This window comes from Bradyrhizobium acaciae, assembly GCF_020889785.1.
GTDB lineage: Bacteria > Pseudomonadota > Alphaproteobacteria > Rhizobiales > Xanthobacteraceae > Bradyrhizobium > Bradyrhizobium acaciae.
The window spans coordinates 25,618-38,585 of record NZ_JACMYK010000022.1 but is presented as its reverse complement, the minus strand read 5'-3'; the positions used below and the strand labels follow the sequence as shown (position 1 = coordinate 38,585).

Here is a 12,968-nt window from a genome sequence, read left to right as displayed (position 1 = left end):
TCCGTCTCACCGCTGATCCATCACGACATCGAGCAGTGCCGGCTGGCCGCTCTTGACCATGGCGATCGCGCGCTTCAGCGCCGGCGCCAGCGCATTCGGATCGCTGACTGGCCCTTCGCCATAGAGGCCGAACCCCTTGGCGACGGTCGCATAGTCGACGAATGGATCCTTGATCGTGGTGCCGATATCGGCGTTGGTGATGCCGCGGCCAAGGCGCGCCGCCATCGCCTGCAGATACATGTATTCCTGATGATAGGCGCGGTTGTTGTGCACGATGTAGAGCATCGGGATCTGATGATGCGCGGCGGTCCACAGCGTCGACGGCACGAACATGAAGTCGCCGTCGCCGCCGATCGCAACCGTCAACCGTCCGTGCCGCTTGTTGGCGAGCGCAGCGCCGAGCGAAGCCGGCAGCGTGTAGCCGACACCACCGCCGCCGGCGAGGCCGTTCCATTGATAAGGCTTGGTGAAATTCCACAACCGATGCGGCCATGCCAGGCCGATCGAGGTGCCGACCAGCGACCAGTCCTCATCCTTGATCTGATTGTAGAGCTCGGCACACAGCCGCGCCGTGGTGATCGGACTCGCGTCCCAGCCGATGGTGGCGTCAAGCTTCGCCTGCTCGACGGTGGCGAGCTTGGCTGCCGCGAGCTTCTTGCCGCGCGCATCGAACGCGGCCTTGCGGCCCTCGTCGATCCCGCGTCTGACCTGCTCGATCAGGGTCGGCAGGCTCGCCTCGGCGTCGCCTGAGATGTCGAGGTCGACGTCCTGATAGCGGCCAAGATCCTGGTAGTTGGCCTTCATGTAAAGGCCGCGGGTGCCGAGCGTGACGATCTTCGCCGTCTTCTTGTAGCGCGGCTCGGAGGTGCGCACGATGCGATCGTGGAAATCGCTGAGCGAGCCCCAGATGTCGTTGACCTCCATCGCCACGATCAGGTCGGCCTGCGACAGGATCGAGCGGCGGAACGACTGGTTCAACGGATGGCGCGAGGGGAAATTCATCCGCCCGAAATTGTCGATCACGGCGCATTGCAATGTTTCCGCAAGCTCGACCAGGCGCGGCATGCCGGCCGGCGTGCGCGCCATGCGGTCGCACAGGATCACCGGATTGTCCGCCGCGACCAGCATCTTCGCAAGCTGGGCCAGCGCCGCGTCGTCGCCTTGCGGCGGGGTCGCCGGGGTGAATTTCGGGATCCGCAGGCGGTCGCGGTTCTCGATCGGATTTTCCTGCAGCTCCTGATCGAGCGACAGCATCACCGGCGCCATCGGCGGCGTGGTTGATATCTTGTAGGCGCGTAGCGCCGATTCCGCGAAATGCTGCAACGAGGCCGGCTGGTCGTCCCACTTGACGAAGTCGCGCGTCAGCGCCGCGGGATCGATCGCCGAATGCGGCCACTCGGCGCCCGGCGCGCGCTTGTCGGCCTCCATGATATTGCCGCCCATTACGATGACGGGGACGCGATCGCACCAGGCGTTGTACATCGCCATCGATGCATGCTGCAGACCGACCACGCCGTGGCAGATCATGGCGAGCGGCTTGCCTTCGATCTTGGCATAGCCCTGGCCCATATGCACCGCGATCTCTTCATGCGGACAGGTGATGATCTCGGGCTTCTTGTTGCCGCCGTGATTGATGACGGCCTCGTGCAGCCCGCGAAAGCTCGAGGCGCAGTTCATCGCGAGGTAATCGATGTCGAGCGTCTTGAGCACGTCGACCATGAAGTCGCCGCCGCTCGAGGTCTGATTGACCGGATCGGCCGGCGGCGGCATCGCGTCCGCGGCCGCAAGCCTTGGACCGGGGAGTGCGGCCTTAAGCGCTCCCTTGGGAGGCTGTTCCGGAAATGCCGACATCGCGGTGTTGGCCGTGGCCGGTGTACCCAGCGCTGCCGCGCCTGCGATCGTTGCACCTTTCAGGAAATTCCGGCGGCTGGAATCGGGCGCGCCATCGCGGCGCGAACTGCTTCGCTTCGACATGGTGTCCTCTCCGGGAACGTGACCAGATGCCTACGAGCTTGTTGTTGCTTGCCGCGAGTGTCGTCCCCGATCTCGCGGCCCGTCAAGACACAGACGCGTCAGCGCGCAGTGCCAGCCCGGCTGCTCCGCGAAATCGCACGGGAATGGAAGCAATTCAGTCACGCATCTCCGCGCGCGACGCAGCCTGCGGAGGCGAACACGGGCGCTGCGCGGGGTCATTGAGACAGAGCCAGAACATGTCAGTCATGGCGTCTGCGCAGGGCGCCATGCCAGCCAGACTTCGCGCCATATTTTGGCCATAGCCCATTTCTTAAAGGCCCCAGCGGGCCACGTCCCCGCCTCTGTTTTGCGTCGCCTGACCGATGCGGTCGCTTCGCAGCCAAATCGCAGATCATCGCTGCGTCCCTTCCCACAACACGGATGGTCTGCCAACAACAAGAGGACTTTGTAATGCGTAAAATTCTCGCGGCTGTCGCCGTGCTCCTGGCCTTTGCTTCATCCGCTGCTGAAGCCCGCGGCCGCCACCATCATCATCGCCACTATGCACACGCACATTCGGGTCGCCCGGCGGCGTGGTGCGGTTGGTTCATGCGCACGCAGGTCGGCAGCGATCCCGGCCCGCAGTACAATCTGGCGCGATCCTGGGCGCGATACGGCAGCAATGCAGGCGGCCCCTCGGTTGGCACGATCGTCGTGTGGCGTCACCACGTCGGCAAGATCGTGGGTCAAGAGAATGGCAAGTGGATCGTCACGAGCGGCAACGATGGACACGCCGTGCGCACGCGGCCGCGATCGCTGGCCGGCGCCATCGCATTCCGAAATGCTTATGCTCAGTTCTAGGGAACTTTGCTTCAGCGCTGACATCCGAGCATGCGACGCCGAGCGGTATACGAACCGTTCATAGTCGCGGCCTACGCTGAGGCGGGGTTTCGCCCTGAAGCCCTCAGACGGGCGCCGTCACCTGTGTTGACCAGGTGGCGGCGCTTTTTCAGGAATGCATTCGCTTGCCTCGGAAACTGAAAAAGATCGCCACGGCTTCGACGACCGCTTCCTGTTGGTCAGCCGCTTATGTCAGCTTCTGCAATGGCGTGATGGTTTTCGCCGTGACGAGCGGCGTGCTCGGTTTTCTGCTGGCCGCCAAGCGCTATCTGTGAACGCTGCTCGATTGACTGCGCATTTCACTGCCTTCCGAAACTCTTCAGATACGCGCAGAACATGTCGGCCATGGCGTCGGCATAAGCGGTGATCTCCGCGCGCGTTCGCGGGCTCTCTGAAAAATCCTTGCCCACCGCGCTCAGCGTCGTCGTGATCAGGTCGCCCGCCATCCTGCGCACGGCATCGGGAGCGTTCGGCAAAGCTTCGCGCATGAAGACTTCGATGGTGCCCTCGCTGGAGGCCCGCGCCTCGTGCGCCTCCGGCGCATCGCGATAGAGCGGCGCGGCGTCGCTCAGCGCGACGCGCACCGCGGCCTCGTCGCATTCGGAGCGGATGAAGGCGTGCACCAGCGCGCGCAGCCGGTCCAATGGCGGCCGCGCTGCATCTTCGAGAATATCGCGCAGCAGAGCGGTGGTCTGCCGCCACTCGTTGCTCTGCAGCCGGAACAGGATCGCCGCCTTGTTCGGAAAATACTGGTACAGCGAGCCGACGCTGACGCCGGCCCGCTCTGCCACCCGCGCCGTCGTGAAACCCTGCGCACCCTGCTTCGTCAAAACCTGAACAGCAGCATCCAGAATGGCCGCGACGAGCTCGCTCGAGCGGGCCTGTTGCGGCTGTTTTCGTGAGGAAATTGAAGGGCTTTGCCGGCCGGCCATCGACGCCTTGAGGGAATGCGATTAGCGAATGCGAATAATTATTCGTATTTCTGGCGAGGCGCAAGAACGCGCCGCTTTTGCACCGGAGACCCACATGACCACGCTTACCTCACCCAAGCTCGCAGGCCTGCTCGATCGCCTGTTCGCGCAAGCTTCCGCCGCGGTGCAGGAAACCCGGCTCGCGGTGGCCGACCTTTCCGACGAGGAACAGGCACGCCTGATGCGAAGCAGGACCGACTACCGCGCGCTCTATGGCCGCTTCAACGATGTGCCGCTCGCAGTCTCGCGCGAGACCGGCGCGCTGCTCTACATGCTGGCGCGCGGTGCACGCGCGCGGAACATCGTCGAGTTCGGCACATCGTTCGGCATCTCGACGCTGCACCTTGCCGCCGCACTGCGCGACAATGGCGGCGGGCGCCTGATCACCAGCGAGTTCGAATCGTCCAAGGTGACGCGTGCGCGGGACAATCTCGTCGCCGGCGGGCTTGACGACCTGGTCGAGATCCGCGAGGGCGATGCGCTCAAGACGTTGCGTGTCGATCTGCCCGATACGATCGAGCTCGTGCTGCTCGACGGCGCCAAGGCGCTCTATCCCGACATCCTCGATCTCGTGGAGAGCCGCCTGAAGCCTGGCGCCTTCGTGGTCGCTGACAATGCCGACTATAGCCCCGACTATCTGGCGCGCGTGCGCGCACCAGAGAGCGGCTACATCTCGACACCGTTCGGCGGAGACGTCGAGCTGTCGATGCGGCTTGGCTGAGGTGAATGTCGGCGATCAGGTTCGGTTTCGACCGAACCCTGCGCTCAGATCATCGCAGCGACGCGTTCGAGGCCGATCAGGCGCGCCAGCGAACGGACCTCGTTCTTCTGATCTTCACGGAGCTGGAACAGCAGCGGCATCGCCGCCGACTTCAGCTGCTGAACTTCCTCGGAGTCGGGATCGATCGGCATCGTGCCCGCGGCGGGATCGCCCTGACGCTTGGCGTGGATCTTGCGGGCGACGGCGCGCAGCGCGGTCTCGACGGCGGGCCAGTAATATTCCTGCGACGACGACAGCTTGAGCCGATCCTTGATGCCGGCGATCTGCGCATCGCTGAGCAGTGCGTAGTTCTTTTGCGGCGCCGGCTTGGCGGCGGCCTTGGGCTTCGGCGCAGCCGCGGGAGCGGCCGGCACAGGTGCGGGCTCGGCGATCTTCGGCTGGGCCGCTTCGACAGGATCGGTGATCTGCGGCAGGCCGATATCGGCGGGTTCGGCGGAGGCGTAAGCCTGGCGCACCGTATCGGTCGCGCCCGGGATCGCGGCTTGCGCACGCAGCAGCAGCGGCGACGGACTGGCCGGAGGTGCGGCCGGCTGGGGCACTTCAAAGGCGGCAGTGGCGAGCGTCGTCACCGCAAGCTTATCCTGCTTGCTGGCGCGATTGGCAACCGGGCCGACATCGGCCTGCGCCGCCGGCAGGCTGTCACGGCCCAAAATGGCTGTGATCGCAGCGCCTGCGAGGAGGAAGCATGTCAGCGCGGCGAGGGTGATGGCTCTGGTCAAAAACAACTCCATTGCCGGCCGGTGTCACCGCAAACTGCGCGCGAAATGCGGCGTTAGCGTGCCGTGACAGCGCCAAATAGGTGAAATCGTCCCGAAACGGACCGAAAATCAGGCCACGGCGTCAAGCTCATAGGCTTCCTGGATGTCGGCCACGATCTCATGCGCGGTCCACAGCGCGCCGGGCTGGACCGAATGCATGCTGACGGTCCAGTTGGTGCGGCGGGTGCGCGGGGTGCTGACGATGTCGAATTCGACCTGACGGCACAGCGGATGCCGCTGCAGGGCGTAAAACACCCGGGTCCGGAGTTCGTTGAGTGAGGCCGGGGTCTTGGCCGAATCCCTGGCAAGCAGCGCCTCAAAAGCCATGTCGCATTCCCACAACTTGCCGGGCGGCCAGCCGTGGCGGCGGACCATCCCGTGACGCATAGTTGGGACTGGCATGGTTAATGCCGCGTTAAGCGGACATGCGGGTTTTTAGGCGGTCAGACCAGCCGCACCCGTGCACTCGCCGCTTCGTACTCCGCGATCGTCTGCGCCACGAGTTCGTCGGCGCCGAGTACCCCGGTCACCCCCGAAGCGGAATGACCGCCGCTCCAGATGTCGCGCCAGCGCTTCGGCCGGCTTTCGCGGGCGCCGATGTCGATGTCCTTGCCGATGTCGATCGCGCCGCGCGCCGGCAAGTCATCGGGATCGAGACCGGCGGCCTCGATCGAGGGCCGCAGCATGTTGGTCTGCAGGCCGGTGAACGCCGTCGTCAGCAGGATGTCGTCGGCTGTCGCCTCGACCAGCATTTGCTTGTACCGCGCGTCGGCCATGCTCTCGCGCGTCGCGATGAACTTGGTGCCCATATAGGCGAGATCACAGCCGAGCGCCTCCGCGGCGCGCAGCGCATGGCCATCGCTGATACCGCCGGCGAGCACGATCGGGCCGTCGAAGAATCCGCGCACCGCGCGAACGAACACGAACGGATTGAGCCAGCCGGTCTGCCCGCCGGCGCCCGCGGTGAGCAGCACGAGCCCGTCGGCGCCGGCTGCTGCCGCGCGCTCGGCATGGCGGATCGAGGCGACATCGGCGAAGACAAGCGCGCCGCCATCGTGCAGGGGGCCAAGCACCGGCGCAGGCGAGCCGACCGAGGTGATCACAAGCTCCGGTCTATGCCGCAACAGCACGGCGAGATCCTGCGCCAGTCGCGTGTTGGAGCGATGCACGATCAGGTTCGGACAGATCGGCGCTACCGCCCTTCCGCTCGCATCTTCATGCGCCTGCAAACGGCGCGCGATATCGCCTAGCCAGGCGTCGAGCTGTTCCGTCTCACGGCAATTCACCGTCGGAAACGAGCCGATCACGCCGTTGCGGCAGGCGGCTACCACCAGCTCGACGCCCGATACCAGAAACATCGGCGCTGCAATCAGCGGCAGCCGAAGGCGATCGCGAAAACGCGCGAGAGGATCAGCGGACAAGTTGTTTCATCCCTGCATCATTGTGTTAGCGTTGCCGCCAACATTGGCACGCAAGAGGCCAAAGACAAAGCGGGAGGAGACCACGACATGAGCAATCCGCTCTATGCATTTCCGGCAGTGTGCGAACAGACCCTGCGGGCGCTGGCGCGCTATCCGTCGCGCACGGCGTTCGCTTGGCCGGGCGGCTCGCTCAGCTATCAGGGCGCGACCGACCTGATCGGACGGATGCAGAGCGTGTTCATGCGGCTCGGCTTTGCGCCGGGCACCCGCGTCGCACTGCTCACCGCCAACCGCGCCGACAGCTGGTGCGCCGGCGTCGCAGCGCAATTGTCGCGGCTCGCGATCACCTGGCTGCACCCGCTCGGCTCGCTCGACGACCAGCTGTTCCAGATCGAGGACTCCGAAGCCGAGATGCTGATCGTCGACGGCATCACGTTTCGCGACCGCGGCGGCGAGCTCGCGGCGAAAGCGCCGGGGCTGAAGACCGTGTTCACGCTCGGCCCGGCGGATTACGGCGCCGACCTGTTGCAGGTGGCAGAAGATGCCGGCAGCGCGACCGCGAGGAACTTCGCCCGCGAGGACGACATCTCGACCTTGAACTACACCGGCGGCACCACAGGCAAATCCAAGGGCGCGCTGCGCTATCACCGCGAATATGGTGGCTTCGCCGCCGCCATCCTCGCCGACTTCGAGATTCCCGAGACGCCGCGCTACCTCACGGTGGCGCCCATCAGCCATGTCGCCGGCACCAAGGTGCTGCCGACGCTGATGCGCGGCGGCACCGTGCACATGCTGAAGGGGTTCGATCCGGAGGCCGTGTTCAAGACCATCGAGCGCGAGAAGATCAACTTCACGCTGTTCGTGCCGACCATGATCTACGTGATGCTGGATCATCCCGCGTTGCCCAGAACCGACCTCTCCTCGCTCGAGCTGCTGCTCTACGGCGCCTCGGCGATGTCGCCGAGCCGGCTGGTCGAGGGCATCGAACGGATCGGCCCGGTGTTCTCGCAGCTTTACGGCCAGACCGAATGCTATCCGGTCTCGGTGCTGCGCAAGGCCGACCATGATCCGAAGACGCCGCAGCTGTTCCTGTCCTGCGGCTTCCCGATCACCGCCTGCCAGGTGAAGATCCTCGATCAGGACGACCAGGAAGTCGCGACCGGCGAGGCCGGCGAGATCTGCGTGCGTGCCACGCATGTAATGGCCGAATACTGGAAGCGGCCCGACATCACGGCGGAGACGCTGAAGAGCGGCTGGCTGCACACCGGCGACATCGCCCGCAAGGACGAGCGCGGCTACATGTTCATCCTCGACCGCAAGAAGGACATGATCGTCTCCGGCGGCTTCAACATCTTCCCGCGCGAGGTCGAGGATGTGCTGTCCCAGCATGCCGACGTGGCGATGGTCGCGGTTGTCGGCGTGCCCGACGACAAATGGGGCGAGGCCGTCACCGCCGTCGTGGTGGCACGCGAAGGCACGACGCCCGACGCCGACGAGCTGATCGGCCTCGTGAAGGCGAAGAAGGGCTCGGCGCACGCGCCCAAGCAGATCCAGTTCGTCAAGGAGTTGCCGATGACCGGCGTCGGCAAGGTCGACAAGAAGGTGCTGAAGGCGCGCTTCTGGACCGGCCGCGACCGCATGGTGGGGTGAGAGCAAAAGCACCGTCATATAGCACGTGCTCCCTCACCGTCATCCTGAGGTGCGAGCTCTTGCGAGCCTCGAAGGATGCACGGCCCAAATATTTGAGGACAGCGTTCGCGGCGATACCCGGGGCCGTCGCCCTTCGAGGCTCGCTCCGCTCGCACCTCAGGGTGACGGTGAGAGAGTGGACGGCGCGGAGAGAGTGTCGGCGCTGTTGCCGGCACCCGCTGCCGCCGCTTGCTGCTTTGCGTCCTGCCCCAGCAGCTGATCGAGCCGCTCGCGCAGTTGATCCTGGTGGTAGGGTTTTGCGAGCCGCGGCAGATCGACCTGGATGCCGTCGGGCAATTCGGCATAGCCGGTGGCGAGCAGCACGAGAAGTTGCGGCCGCACCTTGCGCGCGGCCGCCGCGAGCTCGATCCCGGTCATGCCGGGCATCACGTGATCGGTCATCATCAGGTCGATCTCCTGGTCGCTCCTGAGGATATCGAGCGCGTGCGGTCCGGAACTGGCGCCGATCACGCGATGACCAAGGTCCTCCAGCATCTCCATGGTCGACATCGCGATCAGCGGATCGTCATCGACCAGCAGAATGATCGCCAAGCGCTTGACCATCTGCGGCGCAGGCGCCGGGCTCTCGACCGCCGGCACGGCAGTCGCGACCGGCAGCACCAGCGTGGCCGTGGTGCCGTTGCCGACCGCGCTCGACAGTTGCAACTCGCCGCCGAGTTGGACCGCGAGCCCATGTACCATCGACAGGCCGAGCCCGGTGCCCTTGCCCACCGGCTTCGACGAGAAGAACGGCTCGATCGCCCGTTTCAGCACGTCCGGCGACATGCCGGTGCCGCTGTCGACCACCGACAGCTTCAGATAGTTGCCCGGCTCGAGCGCCTGATCGCTTTTGGCCAGATCGTTCCTGGTCTGCGAGGCCGCGAGGCGGATCTCGATCACGCCGCCATCGGGCATTGCATCGCGCGCATTGATCGCAAGGTTGAGTATGGCAAGCTCGAGCTGATTGGTATCGACGCAGGCCGGCGGCAACCCCTCGGGTATGTCGAGCCTCAGCACGATGCGCGGTCCGAGCGAGCGTTCGAGCAGATCGCTCATGTCGCGCACCAGCACACCGAGATCGACCGGCACCGCGCGCAGATCCTGCTGCCGCGCGAATGCCAACAGCCGCTGCGTCAGCGAGGCGCCGCGCTCGGCGCCCTGCAACGCACCGTCGATCAGCCGGTGCAGGCGCGGGTCTTCCGGCATCCGCTTGCGCAACAGATCGAGATTGCCCATCACCGCCATCAGCAGATTGTTGAAGTCGTGCGCGACGCCGCCGGTGAGCTGACCGATCGCCTCCATCTTCTGGGCATGGCGGAGCTGCTCCTGCGCCCGCTCGCGCGCGGCAACCTCCTTCATCAGGTCGGCAGTGCGCTGCTCGACCCGCTGCTCCAGCGTCGCGGTGAGTTCGGCAAGCGCGGTGCGCTCGGCTGCGAGCTGCGCCAGCAGCGCCTCGCGCTCGATCTCCGCGGTCTTGCGCGCGGTGATGTCGGAGCAGACCCCGACCAGCGAGCGGATGCTGCCGTCGGGCCGGCGCACCGCGCGGGCACGCACGTCAACCCAGTGCTCGGTGCCGTCGGGCCAGATGTTGCGATATTCGATCCGGTAATCCGCGCCGGTGCGCAACGTTTGCTCGACGATCTCGCTCCGGCGGGCCCGGTCGTCGGGATGCACCGCATCCAGCAGTTCCTGATAGGTGAAGGGATCGCGGGGATTGCGCCCGAAGAACGTCTTGCAGGTCGGCGACGCCTCGAGCACGAAATCCGGCAGATGAAGCTCGAGCGCGCCGAGATGCCCGGCATCGAGCGCGGTCTGCAACAGGCCTTCGCTCTCGGTCAGGTCCTCGAGGATCTGGCGGGTCTGGTATTGGCGGCGGCGGCCGCGCACCGTCGCGGCGACCAGGCTCACCAGCGTGGTCGGATGAAACGGTCGCTCGATGAAGGTGACATTGCCCAGCGCCCGGCCAAGCCGCGCCGCTTCGGGATTGCGCTCGGGGCCGCCCTTCTCGCTGATCAGCACGATGGGAAAATCCGACCATGACGGCTGCTCGTTCAGCCAGCGCGTCAGGCCGGCAAGGTCGGCGGTCCTGATCGCCTCGTCGGCAATGATGGCCAGGCCCGCCCCGCTTGCGATCTGGCGCCCGAGCTCGGCGAGGTCGCCGCAGATATTGGCGTAGTAACCGGCTTCCTTGATCAGGTGGGCAGTCTTGACGGCGTCCCGCTCGCTCGCGGCGAGGATGACCGCGCGTTCCGAGGACGGGCCGGGCTTCATCGCGTCTGTCCCTGCGGCGGCCGGACGCACGGACAGCCCGGCACAGCACGAAGCCGCCGGGCGGCCAATGCCACGATGCCGGCGGCGGGATCGATAGGCGTCATGGGGCCCCCTAATCGGAGCGAAACTCGCTGGTGCCGCCAACCGTTCCCGCCAGGCGGGGTTATTTTTCGCCGTAGCCGCAGCCGGTTGGCGTGGCTCCCGGATCGCAAAATCGGTGAAACAACCCCATGCACCGTAGACGTGGCCGGTGTTCTCCCTCCCCCTGAACGGGGGAAGGTCGAGATGGGGGCAGCCCCAGCCGGTGGCTGTATGCGGGGAGAGAGCTGGTTCCCCCCGCTTCTGACGAGCGAAGCAACCTCCCCTTTTCAAGGGGAGGTTGGAGCAGCGCAGGCTAGCGCCGCTCGATGACCAGGCTCTGGACCGCGCGGCCGAAATAGCCGCTGGTGTCGGCGAGCCGCGACATCGCAAGCCCGGCGCCGTCGGGCCCGATCCAGGATTCACCGTCGAGCAGGATCCAGTCGCCGATCGGCTCGCGCGAAAGGCTCACGGTGAGATCGGCGTTGATGAAGGTCCATCGGTTGAAATCGAGCGCCGGCGAAGTGCCGTTGGAGAAGTCCGATGCGACCACCGCGCGCATCGCCTGCGAGACGGCGGCGCCCGCGATCAGCGGCTGGTTGACGCGGAACCAGATCGCGCCGGGGCCCATCACGCCGAAGCGGCCGCGCGCGGCCCGCATCGAGATGCATTTCACGAACGGACTATTCGCAAGATTACCCGGCTCGGCCGGGCTTTCGTCAGGGCCCGGCAGATCGACCGGAAGTGCGGCGATATCAGGCGGCAACTCGGCCGCCTGCTGCTTGATCTTCAGCACGCTGGCCGAGACGACGAGAACGCCGTCGGCGAGCAGCCTGACGCCGCAGAGCTGGATCTTGCGGCCGTCGCGCAGGATCTCGCTCGAGACCGTCAGCGGTGCCACCGGCACCGGACGCATCAGGTCGATCGTGACCCGCGCGATCCGCGTCGGCACCGGCGTGGGGATGGATTCGGCCGCCCACACCACCAGCGCGGCCGGCGCGGAACCGTGCTGCATCCGCGGATCCCATGGACCCGCGGCATCGGGACTGGTGACAACGCGGTCGCCGTCAACGCGAAAGATCGGCTCCATCAGAGCGCCGGATCGACCGCTTCGTCGTATTCCTTCTTGAACCGGCCGATCAACTCGGCCGCGGGCACCACCTTGGAGATGCTGCCGACGCCCTGGCCGGAGCCCCAGATTTCCTTCCAGGCCTTCGGCTTGGCGCGCTCGCCTGACGAGTCGGTGCCGAAGCTCATCTTCGATGGATCTGATGTCGGCAGGTTTTCCGGATCCATGCCGGCCGCGACGATCGACGGCTTCAGGTAGTTGCCGTGCACGCCGGTGAACAGATTGGAGTAGACGATGTCCTCGGCCGAGGAATTGGTGATCATGCTCTTGTAGCCCTCGACCGCGTTCGCTTCCTTGGTCGCGATGAAGGCGGAGCCGATATAGGCGAAGTCGGCGCCGATGATGCGCGCGGCGCGAATGGCACGGCCGTTGGCGATGGTGCCCGACAGCGCGATCGGCCCGTCGAACCACTGCCGCGTCTCCGACACGAACGGGAACGGCGACAGCGTACCGGCATGACCGCCGGCGCCTGCCGCGACCAGGATCAGGCCGTCGGCGCCCTTCTCGATCGCCTTGTGTGCGAACTTCTGATTGATCACGTCGTGGAACACGATGCCGCCCCAGCCGTGGACGGCCTGGTTGAGCTCCTCGCGCGCACCGAGCGAAGAGATGATCATCGGCACCTTGTGCTTCTCGCAAAGCGCCATGTCGTGATCGAGCCGGTTGTTCGACTTGTGCACGATCTGGTTGACCGCGAACGGTGCCGACGGCCGCTCCGGATGCGCCTTGTCGTAGGCGGCGAGTTCTTCCTTGATCCGGTACAGCCATTCGTCGAGCAGCTCCGGCGGGCGTGCATTCAGCGCCGGAAACGAGCCAACCACGCCGGCCTTGCACTGGGCGATGACGAGGTCGGGCACGGAGATGATGAACAGCGGCGCCCCGATCACGGGAAGAGACAGGCGGCCCTTGAACAGAGCAGGCATGGACATTGGCGGCGGATCCTTAAGGGTTGGTCGATTGGTTGATCTCGAATGCTGACCGTCATACCAACAAGGCAATCTTTCCACTGTCAAGTAT

Annotated in this window: 12 protein-coding genes; 4 read left to right on the top strand and 8 right to left on the bottom strand. The window is 65.7% G+C overall.

Going from position 1 to position 12,968, the window contains the following annotated elements:
* Positions 1-6: 6 nt before the first annotated feature.
* On the bottom strand, positions 7-1,974 hold the full coding sequence (locus H8A92_RS12330; protein WP_229196050.1) for a thiamine pyrophosphate-dependent enzyme: 1,968 nt from the start codon (positions 1,972-1,974) through the stop codon (positions 7-9).
* Positions 1,975-2,424: 450 nt separating this feature from the next.
* Between H8A92_RS12330 and H8A92_RS12325 the strand changes: the two genes are divergently transcribed.
* Together H8A92_RS12325 and H8A92_RS12320 are read left to right on the top strand one after the other, a co-directional pair.
* A complete protein-coding gene (locus H8A92_RS12325) occupies positions 2,425-2,814 on the top strand; it encodes a C40 family peptidase (RefSeq protein WP_229196049.1) in 390 nt (129 codons plus the stop codon).
* Positions 2,815-2,948: 134 nt separating this feature from the next.
* A complete protein-coding gene (locus H8A92_RS12320; protein WP_229196048.1) occupies positions 2,949-3,128 on the top strand; it encodes a hypothetical protein in 180 nt (59 codons plus the stop codon).
* Between the two features lie 24 nt (positions 3,129-3,152).
* On the opposite strand, the gene H8A92_RS12315 is transcribed toward H8A92_RS12320, so the two are convergent.
* A complete protein-coding gene (locus H8A92_RS12315; protein ID WP_229196047.1) occupies positions 3,153-3,785 on the bottom strand; it encodes a TetR/AcrR family transcriptional regulator in 633 nt (210 codons plus the stop codon).
* 94 nt (positions 3,786-3,879) lie between these two features.
* Between H8A92_RS12315 and H8A92_RS12310 the strand changes: the two genes are divergently transcribed.
* Entirely contained in the window at positions 3,880-4,545 is a 666-nt protein-coding gene (locus tag H8A92_RS12310; RefSeq protein WP_229196046.1) for an O-methyltransferase, read from the top strand.
* 44 nt (positions 4,546-4,589) lie between these two features.
* Here H8A92_RS12310 and H8A92_RS12305 read toward each other — a convergent pair whose 3' ends face one another.
* From H8A92_RS12305 to H8A92_RS12295, 3 genes are all read right to left on the bottom strand, one after another.
* Complete coding sequence (locus H8A92_RS12305) at positions 4,590-5,324, bottom strand: hypothetical protein (RefSeq protein WP_229196045.1); 735 nt, start codon at positions 5,322-5,324, stop codon at positions 4,590-4,592.
* A 108-nt stretch (positions 5,325-5,432) separates the two neighbouring features.
* Positions 5,433-5,690, bottom strand: coding sequence for a hypothetical protein (locus H8A92_RS12300; protein WP_163157230.1), 258 nt, complete (start codon positions 5,688-5,690; stop codon positions 5,433-5,435).
* A gap of 116 nt (positions 5,691-5,806) precedes the next feature.
* Positions 5,807-6,784, bottom strand: a complete 978-nt coding sequence (locus H8A92_RS12295) for an NAD(P)H-dependent flavin oxidoreductase (RefSeq protein WP_229196044.1) — start codon at positions 6,782-6,784, stop codon at positions 5,807-5,809.
* An 87-nt stretch (positions 6,785-6,871) separates the two neighbouring features.
* Between H8A92_RS12295 and H8A92_RS12290 the strand changes: the two genes are divergently transcribed.
* Positions 6,872-8,434, top strand: a complete 1,563-nt coding sequence (locus tag H8A92_RS12290) for an AMP-binding protein (protein ID WP_229196043.1) — start codon at positions 6,872-6,874, stop codon at positions 8,432-8,434.
* Between the two features lie 156 nt (positions 8,435-8,590).
* On the opposite strand, the gene H8A92_RS12285 is transcribed toward H8A92_RS12290, so the two are convergent.
* The 3 genes from H8A92_RS12285 to H8A92_RS12275 form a co-directional block, all read right to left on the bottom strand.
* Positions 8,591-10,744 (bottom strand): hybrid sensor histidine kinase/response regulator, encoded by a 2,154-nt coding sequence (locus H8A92_RS12285; RefSeq protein WP_229196042.1) that lies wholly within the window; start codon positions 10,742-10,744, stop codon positions 8,591-8,593.
* Positions 10,745-11,138: 394 nt separating this feature from the next.
* Positions 11,139-11,912 (bottom strand): thioesterase family protein, encoded by a 774-nt coding sequence (locus tag H8A92_RS12280; protein WP_229196041.1) that lies wholly within the window; start codon positions 11,910-11,912, stop codon positions 11,139-11,141.
* Positions 11,912-12,880, bottom strand: a complete 969-nt coding sequence (locus H8A92_RS12275; RefSeq protein WP_024579091.1) for an NAD(P)H-dependent flavin oxidoreductase — start codon at positions 12,878-12,880, stop codon at positions 11,912-11,914. The genes H8A92_RS12280 and H8A92_RS12275 overlap by 1 nt, the downstream gene beginning before the upstream one ends.
* Between the last annotated feature and the right edge of the window lie 88 nt (positions 12,881-12,968).

What these genes read in the sequence shown, in the direction of transcription:
- H8A92_RS12330 (WP_229196050.1), bottom strand. Translation starts at nt 1,974, where the DNA reads ATGTCGAAGCGAAGCAGTTCGCGCCGCGATGGCGCGCCCGATTCCAGC.
- H8A92_RS12325 (WP_229196049.1), top strand. Translation starts at nt 2,425, where the DNA reads ATGCGTAAAATTCTCGCGGCTGTCGCCGTGCTCCTGGCCTTTGCTTCA.
- H8A92_RS12315 (WP_229196047.1), bottom strand. Translation starts at nt 3,785, where the DNA reads ATGGCCGGCCGGCAAAGCCCTTCAATTTCCTCACGAAAACAGCCGCAA.
- H8A92_RS12310 (WP_229196046.1), top strand. Translation starts at nt 3,880, where the DNA reads ATGACCACGCTTACCTCACCCAAGCTCGCAGGCCTGCTCGATCGCCTG.
- H8A92_RS12300 (WP_163157230.1), bottom strand. Translation starts at nt 5,690, where the DNA reads ATGGCTTTTGAGGCGCTGCTTGCCAGGGATTCGGCCAAGACCCCGGCC.
- H8A92_RS12290 (WP_229196043.1), top strand. Translation starts at nt 6,872, where the DNA reads ATGAGCAATCCGCTCTATGCATTTCCGGCAGTGTGCGAACAGACCCTG.
- H8A92_RS12285 (WP_229196042.1), bottom strand. Translation starts at nt 10,744, where the DNA reads ATGAAGCCCGGCCCGTCCTCGGAACGCGCGGTCATCCTCGCCGCGAGC.
- H8A92_RS12280 (WP_229196041.1), bottom strand. Translation starts at nt 11,912, where the DNA reads ATGGAGCCGATCTTTCGCGTTGACGGCGACCGCGTTGTCACCAGTCCC.
- H8A92_RS12275 (WP_024579091.1), bottom strand. Translation starts at nt 12,880, where the DNA reads ATGTCCATGCCTGCTCTGTTCAAGGGCCGCCTGTCTCTTCCCGTGATC.